The following is a 20,144-nucleotide window of genomic DNA, read 5'->3' as shown; positions in this document are numbered from 1 at the left end:
GGGAACAACTGTGCCTAATCGCTTATTTATCAAGTTACTGCTCGGATTTTGGCTCTGTAGTTCGTTGATTATTGCCTTAGTCGGGCTGTTGCCTTTGTTGCAACAAAATCACGACCGCGCCCCAATTCCGCCGCATCTGCAAAAAGTGCTGGCAAGCATAGCGCAGCGTATTCAAGACAATCCCGAGCTAGTCACATCTGATTTTCTGCGCCGCTGGGAAAGACGTGGTGATATGGAGGGCAAACCCCCTAGGCTCTATCTGGCCAACAGCCAAGGCCAAGTGATTAACACCAATAGAATCAGCCGTGGCGTACGCAGTTTTATGCTAATGACCGACGAGGAAAAACAGCCGATTAGTCATCAGTTTAAAGATGAATTGGTCTTCGGCCCACACCAATTTACCCTTCAGGGTGAAACCTACTATCTCTATGGTCGCTTGCCGGATATTCACCCTCGTCCCTGGTTCTTCTTCTTTATTGAAAACAAGCTACTCACCCTAAGCCTAGCCATAGTGCTCTCGGGATTACTGTGCGCCATACTCGCTTGGCATTTAGGTAAACCATTAAACTCGCTCAAGAAAAGTGCCGATGCCCTCGCCGAAGGTGATCTCAGCAATCGCGTCGATAAGGCGACCACTCAACGTAACGATGAAATCGGCCAGCTCGCCACCGCCTTTAATAGCATGGCGGATTCGATCGAAGCCATGGTGAAGAATCAGCAACGTTTGATGGGGGATATTTCCCACGAACTGCGCACCCCACTGACCCGCCTACAATTATCACTGGCATTGGCCCGCAAGAAAGGCCAACAGACTACGGAAACCGACCGTATCGCCTACGAGGCCGAGCAACTAGAGAAATTGATCGCAGAGCTCTTGGAGTTGTCGCGGGTCAAACTCAGCACCAATGAGACCAAGGTGCGCCTTGGCTTAGCCGAGTCGCTAAGCCAAGTATTGGACGATGCCGAATTTGAAGCCGATCAACAGGGCAAAAAGATCACTATCGATATCGATGAAGCCATCGAACTCAGCCATTATCCGAAATCCCTGTCCCGGGCGATAGAAAACCTGCTGCGCAACGCGATTCGTTATGCCCAGAGCGATATTCACCTGCGCGCGAGCCAAGCCAGCGGCCAAGTACAGATCACCATTAAAGACGATGGCCCGGGGATAGATCCTGCTGAACTTGAAGCGATTTTTAAACCCTTCTATCGCCCCGATTCGGCAAGGCAGCGGGAAAGCGGTGGTTGGGGCCTAGGACTCGCCATTACCGAAGCAGCCATTAGCGCCCATAAAGGCAAAATCAGAGCCGAGAATCGTCAGCCCCACGGCCTTGAAGTCAATATCAGTTTACCGACCTAAAAACATAAGCCCCGCTAACACTGTTAGCGGGGCTTATATTATCAACAACCAACTGCCGTTAATTCTTAATCCCTAGCTGTTTTAATTTGCGATACAAGGCATTACGGCTAATCCCCAAACGCTTAGCACATTGGCTCACATTACCCTCGCAGGCGCGGTAAGCCTGCAACACGTTCAGATTTATGGTTCCATGGAGCGAGTCGATGGTGGCGGAGCTAGACTCGGCCAGTTCGTACGGATGCGCCGTGGTTTCCGCGTCGACAACCTCAGTTAAGGTGTGCGGCTCAAACGCCAGATCCATTAGCTTTTGAGCAAGGTAATCGGGGAGATGATTTATCTCGAGTACGGCCTCACCTTCGGCCATCAAACACGCCACCTGCATTAGGTTATCCAGCTCCCTTAGGTTGCCGGGCCAATCGTAACGCATTAGCTGCGCCAACAACTCAGTACACAAGGTTTGCGCGCTACTGCGGTGACGGCGGTGCAATTTATGGATAATGCGCTCAATATCCTGCCGCTCACGTAGCGCAGGCAGCCGCACCTGCAATCCATTTAGGCGATAAAACAAATCCTGACGGAACAGCCCCTGCGCCACCAGCGACTCTAAATCCATATGGGTCGCGGCGATGATCTGAATATCGACCTTAACACTTTGATTACTGCCGACAGGAACGACCTCACGCTCCTGCAGCACCCGGAGTAACCGGCTCTGCGCCGCCAGTGGCATCTCGCCAATTTCATCGAGGAACAAAAAACCACCGTGGGCTTGGCGGATCTTACCGATAAAACCAGTTCGATTAGCGCCAGTAAAAGCCCCTGCCTGATAGCCAAATAACTCAGACTCAACTAACTCAGCGGGCAAGGCGGCGCAATTCACCGCCACTAACGGCTGCGCGCGGCGGGCACTCTGGGCGTGGAGCTTTTTCACAAATTGCTCCTTGCCGACACCCGTTTCGCCAAGCACCAGCAAAGGGATTTGTTTAGTGATGACCTTATTCGCTTGCTGCCAAGCCCGCTCAAGCAAGGGATCGCGAAACCTTACCCCCAATTGACTCTGCGGCTTATCTTGAATCGTCTTCGCACTTTTGGTCTGCGTAACACCCAACGCCTGAGTCTGTAAGTGCAGGGCCAAATCCCGATTAAAGCCCCCCGTACGCGTCCAGCTATCCCCAAAATGCAGCTCGAGGCTATCGCCCAGCTTGGCTTGACTCAGCAATTGTTTTGCCATGGGATTACAACCCACAATTCGCCCATCACTGTCAGCGATCACTATGCCTTGCCAGCCAGAACTTAATAAACTCGGTTCAGCGGCTAAATCAATCCGATAGTGACTATCGGGCAGATGGCACAACAACGCAGTCTCAACCTGCTGCGCCAGACTCGACACTAACATTAAGGTCTGCTGTGAATGCCGCTGTTGCTCACTGGTGATATCGAGCACTCCGAGCATCTCGCCTTGGGGTGAAAAAATAGGGCAAGCAGTGCAACTCATAAAACGATTTTGGCGGATAAAATGCTGCTCACCGACCACTGACACCGCCTGTTTGGCCATGAGCGCCGTACCTATGGCATTGGTGCCTTTATACTGTTCAAGCCAGTTAACCCCAATATCAAGCGCTACATCCGCTAACTTACTGGAATAACGACTCACGCCCCAATGTTTCAGCACATAACCGTCAGCATCGGAGAGCAATAATCGACTATTAGAGTGCGCCATTAGTTGATTAAATAGCGGCAAGGCATGGGATTGTACTAATTCGATGAGTTGCTGATATTGTTCATGTTTGTGTTTGAGTTCAGCGCGCGTGAGCCTGAGATCCTCACCAGCACGAAACTCTGACAAGCCAGCACCTAAGCTGCGCTGCCATGAATCGGTTAACCATGCCTGTGTGGTTGGAAAATGCGGTTTTACTGTCATAGCCAAGCTCCCCGAGCGCTGTTCCATTTTGGCACACCCATGGTGTGTCGTTGGATGACAAAATGACCACAGGGCACCTTTCCTTCCGTGAGTGCCCCCATTGTTTGGGATCTGCAAAATTAGCTTTTCATCATACTGTTAGCTCAACAAGTGTACAACTCCTGCCAGTTTGGCACTGTCCTTGCGATGTCTGTTTGTACGCAGTACTCGAGTGTTGCGTAAGAGAACAATAACTTAATCAATAGCTTTGTCAGTTAACTCTTGGCAAAGGATAAAAATAACAACAGTGCTCAAACCCATTTCAACAAGACCCATGCTGAGACGCTACACATTTAGCGTTTTCGGCAGCCACAGAAGGAATAACACTATGATTTATGCTCAACCCGGAACTCCTGGTGCCATCGTTAACTTTAAAGAAAAATACGCCAACTTTATCGGTGGCAAATGGGTCGCCCCAGTTAACGGCGAATACTTCGATAATCGCTCCCCCGTCAATGGTCAAAACTTCTGTAAAATTCCCCGCTCCGACTATCGCGATATCGAACTGGCGCTCGATGCGGCCCATGCCGCTAAGGATGCATGGGGAAAAACCTCGGTCACCGAGCGTGCGAATTTACTGCTGCGTATCGCCGATCGCGTTGAGCAAAATCTCGAATACTTAGCCGTTGCCGAAACCTGGGAAAACGGCAAAGCGGTGCGTGAAACTCTCAACGCCGACTTGCCTCTGTTTGTAGACCATTTCCGTTACTTCGCTGGCTGCATTCGAGCACAGGAAGGCAGTGCTGCTGATATTGATGGCAACACCGTCAGCTATCACTTCCCTGAACCTTTAGGTGTCGTCGGGCAAATCATTCCGTGGAACTTCCCGCTGTTGATGGCGGCATGGAAAATCGCCCCTGCGCTCGCCGCAGGTAACTGTGTGGTGCTCAAACCCGCCGAGCAAACACCCGTCTCTATCCTTGTGCTACTCGAACTGATTGAAGATCTGCTGCCGCCCGGCATCCTCAACGTCGTCAACGGTTTTGGCGCAGAAGCGGGCCAAGCCCTCGCCACCAGCAAACGCATCGCTAAACTGGCCTTTACTGGCTCCACCGAAGTCGGTTACCACATCTTAAAATGTGCTGCCGAATCGCTGATCCCATCGACAGTCGAACTCGGCGGTAAATCGCCTAACCTGTATTTCGCCGATGTGATGGACCACGAAGACGAGTATTTAGATAAGGCCGTCGAAGGCATGTTGCTGGCCTTCTTCAACCAAGGTGAAGTCTGTACTTGCCCATCAAGGGTGCTAATCCAAGAATCGATTTACGATCGCTTTATCGAAAAAGTGCTCGCCCGTGCGCAAACCATCAAGCAGGGCAACCCGCTGGATACCGCCACCCAAGTGGGCGCACAAGCCTCCCAAGAGCAGTTCGATAAGATCTTAAGCTATCTCGCGATTGGTAAAGATGAAGGCGCGCAGGTGCTCTTAGGCGGCTCGCTCTGCCAGCTTGAAGGCGAGCAAAGCAAAGGCTATTACATCAGCCCAACCATCATGAAAGGCCATAATAAGATGCGGATTTTCCAAGAGGAAATCTTCGGTCCGGTTATTTCGGTCACCACCTTCAAGGATGAAGCCGAAGCCTTGGCAATTGCCAACGATACCGAATACGGCCTTGGTGCGGGTGTATGGACTCGGGATATGAACCGCGCCCAGCGTCTAGGTCGCGGCATTCAAGCGGGTCGCGTTTGGATTAACTGCTACCACGCCTATCCTGCCCATGCGGCCTTTGGCGGTTATAAGAAGTCGGGCATCGGTCGTGAAACCCACAAAATGATGCTCAATCACTATCAAAACACCAAAAACCTATTGGTGAGTTACGATATCAATCCGCTCGGGTTCTTCTAACCCAGCTGAAATTTACCTTGATAACAAGAAAGGGCCACTGGCCCTTTCTTTATTTTTATCGGGTAGAACTATAAGAACATACCGCCAGATGCCTCGATACGTTGTGCGTTTATCCACGCCGCGGCGGGTGATAACAAGGCACTGATTGCTCCGCCAATATCTTCAGGTAATCCCACCCGCCCCAACGCCGTTTGCTGCGCTAAAAACTCATTCATCTGTCGGTTATCCCGGACGGCACCACCACCAAAGTCCGTTTCGATTGCACCGGGAGCCAGCACATTAACGCGAATGCCGCGTGGACCAAGCTCCTTCGCCCAGTATTTGGTCATGGTTTCGACCGCGCCTTTCATAGTGGCGTAGGCACCAAATCCCGGAACAGCAAAGCGCGTTAACCCCGTAGAGACATTGATGATACTGCCATTATCGGCAAGCAGAGGCAGCAAAGCCTGAGTTAAGAAGAAAGGCCCTTTGACATGAATATTCATCAAGGTATCGAACTGCTCCATACTGGTTTCAGCCATGGACACATGGATACCAATCCCTGCATTATTAACTAGATAGTTAAAACTATCCCGCTGCCAAGTCTGTTCGAGTGCGGTTTTAACGCGTTGAGAAAAATCGCTAAAGGACTGGCTATCACCCACATCTAACGGTAACGCGACAGCCTTGCGTCCGTGCCATTCAATTTCCGCAACCACCTCGGCGGCCGCTGCAGCATTACTTTGGTAAGTTAGAATAATATCAACACCTTGTGCGGCTAAGGTCTGGGCCGCATTTTTACCTAAACCACGGCTTGCACCGGTGATCAGCGCGATGGGAGTTGTGTTCATTGTGTATCCTCTTCATTCATCTATGTTAATGCCGCCGCACAGCATGGCGATTCCACTGCACACAGCTTATTACTTGCACAAAGAGGGATAAACACACTATAAATGGCAAGACTGTTAGCTATTAGAGAACAATTGCAATGCAAGATAGACTACAAGCCATGCAAATTTTTATGCGGGTGGCTGAATTAGAGAGTTTTACTCAAGCCAGTATCAGCCTAGGTCTGTCGAAAACCCATGTGTCGAATGTCGTAGCCCAGTTCGAAACCGCGTTAGGTGCACGTTTACTACAACGTACCACTCGCACAGTGCGCCTCACTCAAGATGGTATAAGTTGTTATGAGCGCTGCAAAAACTTGCTCACCGACTATCAAGAATTAGAAAGCCTTTTCCAGCTACAGGCGGCGCAAGTTTCCGGTCGCTTAAGAGTCGATATGTCCACAGGGATTGCGCGAAACTTAGTGCTTCCTCATCTTCCTGACTTTATTGAGCAATATCCCCAAATTGAGTTGGAGCTAAGCAGTACCGACCGCAAGGTCGATATCGTCGCCGAAGGTTTTGACTGCGTGATCCGCGTTGGTAGCGTGCAGCAAGAAGGCGTTATCGCTAAAAAAATTGGCCACTTTAAGATGCTGAACTGCGTTAGCCCAAGCTATATCGCAAAATACGGTAAACCATCGAGTTTAGAAGATCTTAGCCAAGGGCATAAGCTTATCCATTACGTTGGCCAATTGGGCGGCAGCGATTCAGGATTTGAGTATCTAAGCCAAGATAATCACGAATTATGCGCCCTAGCCTTACCTAAGCTAATCACAGTCAATAATGCCGATGCCTACAGCGCGGCCTGTCTGGCGGGTTTAGGAATTATTCAAGCGCCGAATATTGGGGTGGCAAAATATCTCCAAACTGGCGAACTGATAGAGATCTTGCCAGATTACCCTGCGCCCTCAATGCCAGTGAGCTTGCTCTATCCCCATAGACGTCATCTTTCTAAACGCCTTCAGGTATTTATGGCTTGGTTAACCGAGTTGCTGACGCCTTTTTTAGTATCGCGTTAACGGTCAGTTTCGATATTCGCTAACCGCTGCGACAGTTCTGCTATCGAGCTTGCCGTGCGGGGATCGCACTCAGGATTGGCTACTGGGCTAAATTCGAGACGCGGCCCGCCGAACCGACCTAAACGGCTTGGCAGAACATGCAAATCCCAAACTAACTGATCGTAGTAATGCAGCCGCAGGCCATTATCCGCAACAGGCCAATGGGCATAGAGTAAAAACGAATGATAACTCTGCGAGAAGGAGCGACTCGCCACTAATTTAAAATTTGTATCGAGCAGGCTGCACTCGGTCGATTCTTCAAAGGGACAATCGTAGGAGGTCAACAGTAAATAGCCTTGGGTGCCACAGGGTAAAGTGCAGCGGTACTGGGCCTCAAGCGGCCTTCCCGCAATCTTGGCCCCAGTAGCTTGCTCATTGAAATACAAAGGCTGAGTGAGCGCCTCAGTATCGGACACTCGCAGTGTGAAGGCTGTTATCGGCTGCATGTTGTATCCTTCCTTTGCCTTGAAATAGCTAATTTCGCTTCCAATACAAGCCCATCAATATCAGGTATCCCACAAAATACGCCAGCAAGTCGAGTGGGTCGAAATGGCTACCAATCACGATTCGCGCTAAACGATTTCCGCCCAACCCCAGCTTGTCCACTAAGCCCCAATACTGACCAAATTCGATACCGAAGGCAAACAACAGCACAGCCAGCGCCAACCATGGCGTTTGCCAAAACCGATTGATTGACTCCCCTTTTGCATTCACCACGGGCACTAGCGTGCGCGCCATGCAAAACAACAGGATCACCACTAACACGTCACCTACAAAACCGCGAATAAACCCCGAAGGCACAAAACGCGCGATCAACACTTCGATGATAAACAGCAGCACCGCATAAATTAAAAAAGATTTTCGATCGGGCTGACGGCTAAAAAGATGGACTGGCATAAACAGGTTGCTCCCTTACCTCTCGAAGATGAAGCGGCAAAATCTATCTTAAAACCAATACCTTAACAAGCTTAGTTCGATGGATTTATCTCCTATTTACCCATTTCACTCACCAGAACAGCGGGCAAGTCACTCCGCAAAATTTAAGCGCCGTTTAAGTTTGGCTTTAGTAGCCTGCAAGCACACCACCTTAGGAGCAACAGATCATGTCCTCAAATATGCAGCAAAACATCAAAGTCTGGGATCCCTTGATCCGTATCTTTCACTGGTCATTGGTGGGCTTTTTTACCTTAGCCTACCTCACCGAAGGTGAAGACGAATGGATGAACATCCACAGTTACGCTGGCTACAGCATCTTAACCCTGCTGGTATTTCGCCTGTTATGGGGCGTGATTGGCACTCACCATGCGCGTTTTATCAACTTTGTTACCCGTCCGAGCATCGCATGGGCTTACCTGAAGGAACTCTTCACGGGCAAGGCTAAAGATTACATCGGCCACAATCCGGCAGGCGCGCTGATGATAGTCGCCCTGATCCTCAGCATAGGGTTCACGGGCTTCTCCGGCATGGCGCTTTATGCCACCGATGGCCAAGGTCCACTAGCCACAAGCTTTTTCGCCTCTTGGCCCGAGGGCGCATTAAAAGAAGTGCATGAGTTTTTCGCCAACTTCAGCCTGTTTCTTATCGTCACCCATGTCGGCGGCGTGATCGTCAGCAGCCTGCTGCATAAGGAAAACCTCGTCAAAGCCATGCTGACAGGTAAAAAGCAGCGTCCGCTGATCCAACAAGATGAACATCAATAACAGTCACAATCCGACCGTTCAAAGGAGTTAGAGATGAACAACAACCTGAATAAAAGCCTGATGGGACTGGCGCTCACTGTGGTACTGCTCAGCAGTGTTAATGCCAATGCCGCCAATTCCAAGGTCGCCAGCTTGCCACTCAGCGCCGAGCGAGTTGGCTTACAACTACAACAATATCAGGCACAAGGTGCAGGCCCCTTTAGCGCAGCCGCTGGACAAACACTGTGGCTACAGCAGAGTGAAGATCGCAGCTGTGCCAGCTGCCACACCGCCAAAGTGACAGACCCAGGTATGCATCAAAACACCCGAAAGCCCATCGAGGCCATGGCGCCGTCACTCACCAGTAACCGTTTAACCGATGCGGCCAAGATAGAGAAATGGTTTACCCGCAACTGTAACTGGACCTTTAAACGCGAGTGCACGCCTCAAGAAAAAGGCGACGTACTGCTGTGGCTGAGTTTGCAATAACGGCGTTATTCACACCCATTTTAATCAGTAAAACTTAAGGAAATACCATGACTAAACAAGCCCATCCCCTAAGCTGGATTGCCGGAACCACACTCACCGTTCTCGCCCTTGCGATAGGCGCCGTAGGCCTTAGCTTAACCTTTACTGGCACAGGTTATGCCCACGATGGCTTCGAACATAATCAAGCCATCCCACAAAATGCAGAATATTCAGCAGAATGCGGTAGCTGCCATATGGCGTATCCCGCAAATGTACTGCCCGCCGAAAAGTGGCAAGCAATTACCAGCAACCTAAGCAACCACTTTGGTGATGATGCCAGCCTGCCCCCTGAAGCAACGGCTAGAATTGAGCAATATCTCGTTCAACATGCTGCGCAAAATGGTAAGGTGATGAAAAATAGCAAACCTTTGATTGACGGCATGGGGCCGCAGAAAATTACCGAGCAGGCATTTTTTATCCGTAAGCACGATGAGATCCCAAGACGCATGGTGCAAGATAACCCCAAAGTCGGCTCATTCAGCCAATGCAGCAATTGCCATAACCTCGCAGAGAAGGGCATATTCGATGAAGATACCGTTAATATTCCTGGCTTTGGCCGCTGGGATGATTAACAGCCCAAGCTGTCTAGCCCATGATGAAGACCTCTCCAACAAAGTGGTCGAATGGGTGAAGGAGGGTAAAGTATTACCCTTCGACACCATCATGCAACGCTATGAGTCGCGCCTTAAGGGGCGCTTGCTAGACCTCGAGGTCGAGCAAAAACACGGGCGCATCATCTATGAACTCGAAATCCTGCGCGACGATGGAGTGGTCTATGAGATTAAGATCGATGCCAAAACGGGTGAATGGCTTAAGGAAAAGGTCGACTGATGCGCTTACTCCTAATTGAAGATGATACTGACTTAGTGGCTCGCCTCATCCCCGCCCTTAACAAGGCGGGCTACACGGTTGAACATGCCAATAATGGTATCGATGGTGCTTTTCTGGGTGAGGAAGAAGCCTTCGAAGCGGTGATCCTCGATTTAGGCTTGCCCGGAAAGCCGGGCTTAAGCGTACTGAGCCAATGGCGCCAAAAGGGTCTGCTGATGCCAGTGTTAATTCTTACGGCTCGCGATGCTTGGCACGAACGCGTCGATGGCCTCAAGGCTGGCGCCGATGATTATCTCGGTAAACCTTTCCATGTTGAGGAGCTGCTCGCCAGATTAGAAGCGCTGATCCGCCGCCACTTTGGCCGCGCTGATAATCTGCTGCAACATGCGGGCGTCTCCCTCGATGTGGATAAACAAGCGGTGACCAATGCCGAAGGAGAAGTAATCGAGCTGACTAAGATTGAGTATCGCCTGCTGCATTATTTAATGGCCAACCCGACTAAGATTGTCTCCAAATCCGAGTTGAGTGAGCGCATTTACGAAGAGGAACAAATCAAAGACAGCAATGTGATTGAAGTGTACGTCAACCGACTTCGCCAACGCCTAGGTAAAGACTATATCGAGACGCGGCGCGGCCAAGGTTATCGACTCAAGGATGCATAAGCGTGTATTCACTCAAAGCCTACCTCACCCGCAATCTGCTTATCACCCTCACCTGCGCTATGGCGCTATTGTTGTATTTGCTATTTCAAGGCATTCAAATCTTAACCCAAGACTTTGTCGCCTCGCGCCTGCAACACGATGCCGATAGTCTGATCTCCGCCCTCGAACCGCAAGCCGATGGCACTTGGGCACTGAGTACCGACAGGCTTCCCAATGTGTATCACAGGGTCAATTCGGGCCACTACTTTGCGATTAAAATCGGTGAGCAGCAGCTCCGCTCTCGATCGCTTTTCGATCATAACGTCTCCCTGCCAACACTAAAGGTTGGTGAAGAACAACTCGCCACTCAATATGTTGGCCACCATCATTGGCTGATGCTCAGTCAGGCAATCGTCAAGAATGAGCAAACCATTATCCTCTGGGTGACGGAAGACATTAGCTCACTCGAGCAAACCCAATTACGCTTTTTAGGCTTTGCCGCGGTAGTGGTACTGCTGACCATTATGATCCTGCTATTTGCCCAGCACCTGTTGCTCAAACGGGGCTTTAAACCGCTAGAGCAAATGCCAGATGCCATCAGGCAACTACGGCTCCAAGGGCAAGAAATCGATACCCAGCACACGCCAACAGAGATTAGTCCTTTGATTGAGGAAATCGAACGCCTCATGAATCAACTCGGGCAAAGGGTGCAACGTTCACGCAATGCCTTGGGTAATCTTGCCCACGAAATGAAACGCCCACTGCAAGGGCTACAATCCTACCTCGATAGCCTAGCGCCAGAGCAAAGACGCGAAGGCAGTAAGGTGCTCGCGGATCTGCACCATATTATTGAGCGAGAGCTTAAGCGCACTAAAATCGTCGGGCTTTCAACGCCTGGGCGTTTTACCGTGCTCAATGACGATCTGCCGCCACTCATCCAAGTGATGCAGCGCATCTATCCAGAGCGTCAAATTGATTATCAGTTTGATAAATCACTGGTCATGCCCTTCGACCGGGACGACTTACTGGAACTACTTGGCAATCTACTCGACAACGCCTGCAAGCATGCACGGCATCAGATAAAGCTGTGTATTGAGCAGACTCATGTCAGCAAGCGGGCGTATCAGATTGAGGTCAGCGACGATGGTGAAGGCGTATCCGATAGCGATTTAGCTGTGATTACGGAGCGAGGAATTCGGCTCGATGAGAGCATTCAAGGCCACGGTTTAGGCCTGTCGATTTGCAAAGATATTGTCGAGAGTTATCAGGGGGAACTTAGCTTTACACATTCAGAACTTGGCGGGCTAAAGGTTAGCGTACTATTACCTCAGCCGCATTAAACGCACAGCAAAGCAAATGCTCTGCCGTGCGATGAACATTACGACTTGTAAGGCATAGGGCCAAGATAATCTTTCTTACCCACATCCACACCGTTATGGCGCAGAATCGCATAGGCCGTCGTTACATGGAAATATAAGTTCGGAATGGCATGCTCAATCGCAAACTCGTATCCCGTCAAATACTTACCTTCCCAACGCGGTTGAGAGACGTGAATTGTCGCCGCATCGGCAAAATCTGCTTCGGTAAATTGAGCTAAGTAGTCGATAACAGAAGCAATACGCGCCTGCAGCTCAGGCAGAGTCGTTTCAGTATCATCATGCTTAGGCACTGTATCTAAATTACCCGTCAGACGCGCAACCCCAATCTTGGCGGTATCACAGGCAATCTGGATCTGACGGATCAGATTAAATTGATCGGGTGCTAAGCGGGAATTCAATAATACCGCCATATCCACCTTCTTCAAGTTGGCAAAAATCTCACCCTTTTCCAGAATAAGACTCAAGTTTTTCAGCATCTTGCTAAATTGAACAGCCGTTAAATCATAAAGCATGACATAAACTCCTGTGATAAACGCCACCAGATTGCAGCACTTCGGATTATCTTGGGGCAAATAGCATGATTTCAACAGCAGAAAATAAAGATTTATTTTGCGCTAGCCAGAAGATAGACAAAGAGATAAGAGCGACTCAAAAATGAAACAGATAAAACGAAAAAAGCCTCTGCATTGCTGCAGAGGCTTATCTCTTAATGTTGGCGGAGCGGACGGGACTCGAACCCGCGACCCCCGGCGTGACAGGCCGGTATTCTAACCAACTGAACTACCGCTCCTTTAACTTAACGTTTGCACATTAAGCTAAATTAGGCGCTTGGCGATGACCTACTCTCACATGGGGAGACCCCACACTACCATCGGCGCGATTGCGTTTCACTTCTGAGTTCGGGATGGGATCAGGTGGGACCACAATGCTATTGTCACCAAGCAAATTCTTACTGGTTAATTCTACGTCTGACGGCATTGTTTCCTCACTCCAGTGCTCATGTACTACCGTACACTCCGCCCTTCGCTCGTCACGGCTTTGTCTGCCGCACAATTACCTGCGTAATTAACCTTTATTTGTTAATTTAGAAAGCTGTATTGAGTACCACTTCTTAAGTGTTTGTATTCGTCTAAGTGCTACTTAGCAAAACCCATCTGGGTTGTATGGTTAAGCCTCTCGAGTCATTAGTATCAGTTAGCTCAACGCCTCACAACGCTTACACACCTGACCTATCAACGTCCTAGTCTCGAACGGCTCTTTAGTGGACTTATAGTCCAAGGGATGACTCATCTTGGGGCTCGCTTCCCGCTTAGATGCTTTCAGCGGTTATCGATTCCGAACATAGCTACCGGGCAATGCCATTGGCATGACAACCCGAACACCAGCGGTTCGTTCACTCCGGTCCTCTCGTACTAGGAGCAACTCCCCTCAATCATCCAACGCCCACGGCAGATAGGGACCGAACTGTCTCACGACGTTCTGAACCCAGCTCGCGTACCACTTTAAATGGCGAACAGCCATACCCTTGGGACCGACTTCAGCCCCAGGATGTGATGAGCCGACATCGAGGTGCCAAACACCGCCGTCGATATGAACTCTTGGGCGGTATCAGCCTGTTATCCCCGGAGTACCTTTTATCCGTTGAGCGATGGCCCTTCCATTCAGAACCACCGGATCACTATGACCTACTTTCGTACCTGCTCGACGTGTCTGTCTCGCAGTTAAGCTGGCTTATGCCATTGCACTAACCGTACGATGTCCGACCGTACTTAGCCAACCTTCGTGCTCCTCCGTTACTCTTTGGGAGGAGACCGCCCCAGTCAAACTACCCACCAGGCACTGTCCTTAACCCCGATTAGGGGCCCAAGTTAGAACATCAACACTACAAGGGTGGTATTTCAAGGACGACTCCACGAGAACTAGCGTTCCCGCTTCAAAGTCTCCCACCTATCCTACACATGTAGGGTCAATGTTCAGTGCCAAGCTATAGTAAAGGTTCACGGGGTCTTTCCGTCTAGCCGCGGGTATACGGCATCTTCACCGCAATTTCAACTTCACTGAGTCTCGGCTGGAGACAGCGTGGCCATCATTACGCCATTCGTGCAGGTCGGAACTTACCCGACAAGGAATTTCGCTACCTTAGGACCGTTATAGTTACGGCCGCCGTTTACCGGGGCTTCGATCATGAGCTTCTCTTGCGATAACCCAATCAATTAACCTTCCGGCACCGGGCAGGCGTCACACCGTATACGTCATCTTGCGATTTTGCACAGTGCTGTGTTTTTGATAAACAGTTGCAGCCACCTGGTATCTGCGACTGCCGTCAGCTTAGGGAGCAAGTCCCATCACCAACAGCAGCGTACCTTCTCCCGAAGTTACGGTACCATTTTGCCTAGTTCCTTCAGCCGAGTTCTCTCAAGCGCCTTGGTATTCTCTACCCGACCACCTGTGTCGGTTTGGGGTACGATTCCCGCTAACCTGAAGCTTAGAAGATTTTCCTGGAAGCATGGCATCAACTACTTCATCCCCTTGGGGACTCGTCATCAGCTCTCAGTGTTAAGAACGCCCGGATTTGCCTAAGCGTTCCACCTACCACCTTAAACGCGGACTACCAACGCCGCGCTAGCCTAGCCTTCTCCGTCTCTCCATCGCAGTTAGCGGAAGTACAGAAATATTAATCTGTTTCCCATCGACTACGCCTTTCGGCCTCGCCTTAGGGGTCGACTCACCCTGCCCCGATTAACGTTGGACAGGAACCCTTGGTCTTTCGGCGAGGGGGTTTTTCACCCCCTTTATCGTTACTCATGTCAGCATTCGCACTTCTGATACCTCCAGCGTGGGTTACCCCTTCACCTTCAACGGCTTACAGAACGCTCCTCTACCGCGCAACCCTAATGGATTGCACCCGTAGCTTCGGTGGTATGTTTAGCCCCGTTACATCTTCCGCGCAGGCCGACTCGACTAGTGAGCTATTACGCTTTCTTTAAATGATGGCTGCTTCTAAGCCAACATCCTAGCTGTCTAAGCCTTCCCACATCGTTTCCCACTTAACATACACTTTGGGACCTTAGCTGACGGTCTGGGTTGTTTCCCTTTTGACGACGGACGTTAGCACCCGCCGTCTGTCTCCCGGATAGCACTCTTTGGTATTCGGAGTTTGCAAAGGGTTGGTAAGTCGGGATGACCCCCTAGCCTTAACAGTGCTCTACCCCCAAAGGTGTTCGTCCGAGGCGCTACCTAAATAGCTTTCGAGGAGAACCAGATATCTCCCGGTTTGATTGGCCTTTCACCCCCAGCCACAAGTCATCCGCTAATTTTTCAACATTAGTCGGTTCGGTCCTCCAGTTGATGTTACTCAACCTTCAACCTGCCCATGGCTAGATCACCGGGTTTCGGGTCTACGCCTTGCAACTAAACGCGCAGTTAACACTCGGTTTCCCTACGGCTCCGCTATTCGCTTAACCTCGCTACAAAACGTAAGTCGCTGACCCATTATACAAAAGGTACGCAGTCACGGTCTCAAGAACCGCTCCCACTGCTTGTACGTATACGGTTTCAGGTTCTATTTCACTCCCCTCACAGGGGTTCTTTTCGCCTTTCCCTCACGGTACTGGTTCACTATCGGTCAGTCAGGAGTATTTAGCCTTGGAGGATGGTCCCCCCATATTCAAACAGGATATCACGTGTCCCGCCTTACTCGTTTTCATCAAAGGTTAGTTTTCGTGTACGGGGCTATCACCCTGTGCCGCTGGACTTTCCAGACCATTCCACTAACACCCCTCTGACTTAAGGGCTAATCCCCGTTCGCTCGCCGCTACTAGGGGAATCTCGGTTGATTTCTTTTCCTAAGGGTACTTAGATGTTTCAGTTCCCCTCGTTTGCCTCACTACACTATGTATTCATGTAGTGATAACAGCTTATGCTGCTGGGTTCCCCCATTCGGACATCGTTAGCTCAAATGCTTGTTACTAGCTCGCCAACGCTTTTCGCAAGTTACTACGTCCTTCATCGCCTCTGACTGCCAAGGCATCCACCGTATACGCTTAGTCGCTTAACCATACAACCCAAATGAGTTTCACTTGAATTGTTGCGACCAGCTGGTTTTACTTGTCTCATTTCCGACCAAGGAAATGGACTCGCCTTAGACTTGAATATTCAAGACACTTAAAAAGTGTTTTAAGAACTCAATTTTTTTCGTATTAACACAACGACAGACATCATTGCGTTAATTACTATCAGCTTTCCAAATTGTTAAAGAACAATGCTTACCGGCTCGCGGTGCATTTCGCTCTCCCTCCTCTTTCGAGAAGTTCAACAAGCCATCTGTGTGAACACTCAACAAACATCGAGTTAGTCGTATAGGTAAGGAGGTGATCCAGCCCCAGGTTCCCCTAGGGCTACCTTGTTACGACTTCACCCCAGTCATGAACCACAAAGTGGTGAGCGCCCTCCCGAAGGTTAAGCTACCCACTTCTTTTGCAGCCCACTCCCATGGTGTGACGGGCGGTGTGTACAAGGCCCGGGAACGTATTCACCGTGGCATTCTGATCCACGATTACTAGCGATTCCGACTTCATGGAGTCGAGTTGCAGACTCCAATCCGGACTACGACGAGCTTTGTGAGATTAGCTCCACCTCGCGGCTTTGCAACCCTCTGTACTCGCCATTGTAGCACGTGTGTAGCCCTACTCGTAAGGGCCATGATGACTTGACGTCGTCCCCACCTTCCTCCGGTTTATCACCGGCAGTCTCCCTAGAGTTCCCACCATTACGTGCTGGCAAATAAGGATAGGGGTTGCGCTCGTTGCGGGACTTAACCCAACATTTCACAACACGAGCTGACGACAGCCATGCAGCACCTGTCTCAGAGTTCCCGAAGGCACTAAGCTATCTCTAGCGAATTCTCTGGATGTCAAGAGTAGGTAAGGTTCTTCGCGTTGCATCGAATTAAACCACATGCTCCACCGCTTGTGCGGGCCCCCGTCAATTCATTTGAGTTTTAACCTTGCGGCCGTACTCCCCAGGCGGTCTACTTAATGCGTTAGCTTGAGAGCCCAGTGTTCAAGACACCAAACTCCGAGTAGACATCGTTTACGGCGTGGACTACCAGGGTATCTAATCCTGTTTGCTCCCCACGCTTTCGTGCCTGAGCGTCAGTCTTTGTCCAGGGGGCCGCCTTCGCCACCGGTATTCCTCCAGATCTCTACGCATTTCACCGCTACACCTGGAATTCTACCCCCCTCTACAAGACTCTAGTTTGCCAGTTCGAAATGCAATTCCCAGGTTGAGCCCGGGGCTTTCACATCTCGCTTAACAAACCGCCTGCGCACGCTTTACGCCCAGTAATTCCGATTAACGCTTGGACCCTCCGTATTACCGCGGCTGCTGGCACGGAGTTAGCCGGTCCTTCTTCTGTAGGTAACGTCACAGCTGCAAGGTATTAACTTACAACCTTTCCTCCCTACTGAAAGTGCTTTACAACCCGAAGGCCTTCTTCACACACGCGGCATGGCTGCATCAGGGTTTCCCCCATTGTGCAATATTCCCCACTGCTGCCTCCCGTAGGAGTCTGGGCCGTGTCTCAGTCCCAGTGTGGCTGATCATCCTCTCAGAACAGCTAGGGATCGTCGCCTTGGTGAGCCATTACCTCACCAACTAGCTAATCCCACCTAGGTTCATCCAATCGCGAGAGGCCCGAAAGTCCCCCTCTTTCCCCCGTAGGGCGTATGCGGTATTAGCAGTCGTTTCCAACTGTTATCCCCCTCGACTGGGCAGATCCCTAGGCATTACTCACCCGTCCGCCGCTCGCCACCTCAGGAGTAAACTCCCTTGTGCTGCCGCTCGACTTGCATGTGTTAGGCCTGCCGCCAGCGTTCAATCTGAGCCATGATCAAACTCTTCAATTAAAAGTTTTGTGAATCCGAAGATTCGACTCAATGAATTCTGAATCGACTTAACTTAATAAGTCGTTGTACATATTGCTATGAACACTCATTCATTGATTTAAATTTTGATTACTCGCCAAACGGCAGAGTAATTTCGATTAACTCAACACCTGTGAGTGTCCACACAGATTTCTTGTTTAGATTGTTAAAGAGCATTTGACCATTTACTTCGCGTTACCGCTCAGCGGGTCAGGGCTGCGTATTCTACGCATTTCCCCAGTCGCGTCAAGTAGTTTTTTCAACTTTCTTTTCGCTCATCGAGGACTAAATCACTCGATGAACTGGCACTTGAAACTGCGTATCGCTGTCTGCCGTGTCAGTGGATGCGCATTATAGGCAGCAGAACTTTTTGTGCAAGGGCTTTTTAAAAGAAAAAAGATCGCATGGCGATCTTTTCTACAATGGCGTTCTATTTACACTCAATCTGCTGCTTAATTCAGCTTTTTCGCGCCTTTATCGATAAAACCTTGGATTAGCGATACGGCTTTTGCGTCATCCCAGTCGACAAATGATCGCACAAACGCGATCAATTGACCGTTTTGATCGAGAATAAAGGTCGCGGGGATAGTATCTAACGGAAACACCTGCCCGAGGTTTTGCTGGGGATCATAGTAGGAATTAAAGTTCGCCATTCCTAATGAGGTTAGAAATGGCTGAACCTGCTGTTTGCCATCCGCATCGATAGAGATAGGTAATAGTGCAAACTCTTCCGCTTTGAACTTTGTCGCCAAGCGTTCAATCGCAGGTAACTCTCTGACACAGGGAGGACACCAAGTCGCCCACATGTTCACCATTACGACTTTGCCTTTGTATTGGCTGAAATCGACAGCCTTACCATCGACATCACTAAAGGCAACTGGCTCGATAGGATAAGTCTTGGGTAAAACGTTAATCAGGTCGACTGTCGACTCTATCGGCTTATTTGCCTGCTGCATGCCGGGGTACGCTTGGGCACCACCAGCAAAGGCAACAGACAGACTCGCAAGGATTGCAGCTAAGGCAAATGACTTCATTTAGTATCACGCTTTAATAAAGCATCGAGCGCTTTTTGATCTTCGGCGCTGATCTCGGCCTCAGTGCTGCCACCGATACGTTGCTTGCGGATAAAGATGAAGCCAATGATAAGACCGAGCAGCAACAAACCCACTGGACCTAACCAAAGAATATAGGTTTTGGTTTCCATTTTAGGTTTGTAGAGAACGAACTCACCATAGCGGCTCGTCATAAACTCGATGATCTCATCATCGCCCTTACCTTCGTCGACCATCTTGTAGACTTCAAGACGCAGATCTCGGGCAACGGGTGAGTTAGAGTCGATCAGGTTTTGGTTTTGACATTGCGGACAACGCAGTTCATGGGCCAGCGATAGACCACGTTTTTGGTTTTCTGGCGATTTAAACTCGTAGGTGTCGACGGGTGTCGCCATCGCCGTTGTTACCATACTCAGCAACAACACTAAACCACCGATGATTTTTGTCAGTGTTCTCACGCTGCACCATCCTTCGCCGCTTCAGCTTGTAGTTGTTGGATCATGGGGTACAAAGTTTCGCTCCATACGCGCTGGTCGATTGGACCCGCGTAACGGAAACGAATGATGCCTTTATGATCGACAATAAAGCTTTCTGGCGCACCATAAACCCCGAGATCTAATCCTAAACGGCCATCCTTATCGAAGATGTTGGTATGGTACGGATCGCCTTGACGTTTTAATTCTTCCAATGCGGGAATACGCTCGTCGCGATAGTTAATCCCGTAGATAGGCAGAATATTTTGGCGTTTCAGCATGACTAAGAAAGGATGCTCATACTTACAAGATGGACACCAAGTAGCCCATACGTTGAGTAGTGAGACTTTGCCTTTCAGTTGCTCATTGGTAATCATCTCGCTTGGTGTTTCGAGACGTTCCAGTTGGAAAGCCGGGATCGGCTTTCCTTCCAGAGCTGAATCCAGTTTCTGTGGATTTAAAAACAATCCTTTGTATAAAAATACCCCCATGCCAAGAAAGATGACTAATGGGATAAACAGAACCAACTTCTTCATATATTCCCCAA

Annotated in this window: 17 protein-coding genes, 1 tRNA gene and 3 rRNA genes; 9 read left to right on the top strand and 12 right to left on the bottom strand. The window is 49.9% G+C overall.

The features are described 5' to 3' along the window. The first annotated feature begins 10 nt into the window (after positions 1-10). Entirely contained in the window at positions 11-1,360 is a 1,350-nt protein-coding gene (locus tag N5E87_RS01330; protein ID WP_140907478.1) for an ATP-binding protein, read from the top strand. 58 nt (positions 1,361-1,418) lie between these two features. On the opposite strand, the gene N5E87_RS01325 is transcribed toward N5E87_RS01330, so the two are convergent. Further along, a complete protein-coding gene (locus N5E87_RS01325; RefSeq protein ID WP_099458485.1) occupies positions 1,419-3,278 on the bottom strand; it encodes a sigma-54-dependent Fis family transcriptional regulator in 1,860 nt (619 codons plus the stop codon). 367 nt (positions 3,279-3,645) lie between these two features. Here N5E87_RS01325 and N5E87_RS01320 point away from each other — a divergent pair, with 367 nt between their 5' ends. Further along, on the top strand, positions 3,646-5,166 hold the full coding sequence (locus N5E87_RS01320) for an aldehyde dehydrogenase family protein (protein ID WP_140907477.1): 1,521 nt from the start codon (positions 3,646-3,648) through the stop codon (positions 5,164-5,166). Between the two features lie 68 nt (positions 5,167-5,234). On the opposite strand, the gene N5E87_RS01315 is transcribed toward N5E87_RS01320, so the two are convergent. Beyond that, the gene (locus N5E87_RS01315) at positions 5,235-5,996 is read right to left on the bottom strand and encodes an SDR family oxidoreductase (RefSeq protein WP_279774929.1); all 762 of its coding nucleotides are present in this window, start codon (positions 5,994-5,996) and stop codon (positions 5,235-5,237) included. A 137-nt stretch (positions 5,997-6,133) separates the two neighbouring features. Between N5E87_RS01315 and N5E87_RS01310 the strand changes: the two genes are divergently transcribed. Further along, on the top strand, positions 6,134-7,051 hold the full coding sequence (locus tag N5E87_RS01310) for a LysR family transcriptional regulator (protein WP_279774928.1): 918 nt from the start codon (positions 6,134-6,136) through the stop codon (positions 7,049-7,051). Here N5E87_RS01310 and N5E87_RS01305 read toward each other — a convergent pair. Beyond that, complete coding sequence (locus N5E87_RS01305; protein WP_279774927.1) at positions 7,048-7,536, bottom strand: hypothetical protein; 489 nt, start codon at positions 7,534-7,536, stop codon at positions 7,048-7,050. The two genes, N5E87_RS01310 and N5E87_RS01305, sit on opposite strands and share 4 nt — an antisense overlap. A gap of 28 nt (positions 7,537-7,564) precedes the next feature. Beyond that, complete coding sequence (locus N5E87_RS01300; protein ID WP_279774926.1) at positions 7,565-7,987, bottom strand: DUF2809 domain-containing protein; 423 nt, start codon at positions 7,985-7,987, stop codon at positions 7,565-7,567. Positions 7,988-8,193: 206 nt separating this feature from the next. On the opposite strand from N5E87_RS01300, the gene N5E87_RS01295 reads away from it, so the two are divergent. Genes N5E87_RS01295 through N5E87_RS01270 form a run of 6 tightly spaced genes read left to right on the top strand, consistent with a single transcriptional unit; the run spans position 8,194 to position 12,109 of the window. Continuing rightward, positions 8,194-8,790, top strand: coding sequence for a cytochrome b/b6 domain-containing protein (locus N5E87_RS01295; RefSeq protein ID WP_086903919.1), 597 nt, complete (start codon positions 8,194-8,196; stop codon positions 8,788-8,790). A 33-nt stretch (positions 8,791-8,823) separates the two neighbouring features. Continuing rightward, positions 8,824-9,258 (top strand): DUF1924 domain-containing protein, encoded by a 435-nt coding sequence (locus tag N5E87_RS01290; protein WP_086903918.1) that lies wholly within the window; start codon positions 8,824-8,826, stop codon positions 9,256-9,258. Between the two features lie 47 nt (positions 9,259-9,305). Further along, on the top strand, positions 9,306-9,869 hold the full coding sequence (locus N5E87_RS01285) for a diheme cytochrome c (RefSeq protein WP_086903917.1): 564 nt from the start codon (positions 9,306-9,308) through the stop codon (positions 9,867-9,869). Beyond that, on the top strand, positions 9,862-10,128 hold the full coding sequence (locus N5E87_RS01280; RefSeq protein ID WP_011621049.1) for a PepSY domain-containing protein: 267 nt from the start codon (positions 9,862-9,864) through the stop codon (positions 10,126-10,128). The genes N5E87_RS01285 and N5E87_RS01280 overlap by 8 nt, the downstream gene beginning before the upstream one ends. Next, positions 10,128-10,790 carry a response regulator transcription factor gene (locus N5E87_RS01275; RefSeq protein ID WP_086903916.1) on the top strand — a complete coding sequence of 221 codons (663 nt, stop codon included), beginning with the start codon at positions 10,128-10,130 and terminating at the stop codon, positions 10,788-10,790. The genes N5E87_RS01280 and N5E87_RS01275 overlap by 1 nt, the downstream gene beginning before the upstream one ends. Before the next feature lie 2 nt (positions 10,791-10,792). Further along, positions 10,793-12,109 (top strand): sensor histidine kinase, encoded by a 1,317-nt coding sequence (locus N5E87_RS01270; RefSeq protein WP_086903915.1) that lies wholly within the window; start codon positions 10,793-10,795, stop codon positions 12,107-12,109. 38 nt (positions 12,110-12,147) lie between these two features. On the opposite strand, the gene N5E87_RS01265 is transcribed toward N5E87_RS01270, so the two are convergent. The 8 genes from N5E87_RS01265 to N5E87_RS01230 all read right to left on the bottom strand — a co-directional run bounded on the left by N5E87_RS01265 (position 12,148) and on the right by N5E87_RS01230 (position 20,133). Then, positions 12,148-12,660 (bottom strand): DUF1993 domain-containing protein, encoded by a 513-nt coding sequence (locus N5E87_RS01265; RefSeq protein WP_086903914.1) that lies wholly within the window; start codon positions 12,658-12,660, stop codon positions 12,148-12,150. A gap of 201 nt (positions 12,661-12,861) precedes the next feature. Then, positions 12,862-12,938, bottom strand: a tRNA-Asp gene (locus N5E87_RS01260). 36 nt (positions 12,939-12,974) lie between these two features. Further along, positions 12,975-13,090 (bottom strand): 5S ribosomal RNA (gene rrf, locus N5E87_RS01255). A 221-nt stretch (positions 13,091-13,311) separates the two neighbouring features. Further along, positions 13,312-16,205, bottom strand: a 23S ribosomal RNA gene (locus tag N5E87_RS01250). 306 nt (positions 16,206-16,511) lie between these two features. After that, positions 16,512-18,054 (bottom strand): 16S ribosomal RNA (locus N5E87_RS01245). Together the 16S, 23S and 5S rRNA genes with 1 tRNA gene alongside form the textbook arrangement of a ribosomal RNA operon. 470 nt (positions 18,055-18,524) lie before the next feature. Beyond that, positions 18,525-19,106: a TlpA disulfide reductase family protein gene (locus N5E87_RS01240; protein ID WP_086904161.1), complete on the bottom strand. Its 582-nt coding sequence runs from the start codon at positions 19,104-19,106 to the stop codon at positions 18,525-18,527. Further along, positions 19,103-19,582, bottom strand: coding sequence for a heme lyase NrfEFG subunit NrfF (gene nrfF, locus N5E87_RS01235; protein ID WP_086904162.1), 480 nt, complete (start codon positions 19,580-19,582; stop codon positions 19,103-19,105). Before nrfF ends, N5E87_RS01240 begins: the two co-directional genes overlap by 4 nt. After that, positions 19,579-20,133 (bottom strand): DsbE family thiol:disulfide interchange protein, encoded by a 555-nt coding sequence (locus N5E87_RS01230; RefSeq protein WP_011715476.1) that lies wholly within the window; start codon positions 20,131-20,133, stop codon positions 19,579-19,581. Before N5E87_RS01230 ends, nrfF begins: the two co-directional genes overlap by 4 nt. Between the last annotated feature and the right edge of the window lie 11 nt (positions 20,134-20,144).

It is taken from the genome of Shewanella sp. GD03713 (assembly GCF_029843705.1).
Taxonomy (GTDB): Bacteria; Pseudomonadota; Gammaproteobacteria; order Enterobacterales; family Shewanellaceae; genus Shewanella.
The sequence above is the reverse complement of the archived record's forward strand: the minus strand, read 5'-3'. Positions and strand labels throughout refer to the sequence as shown.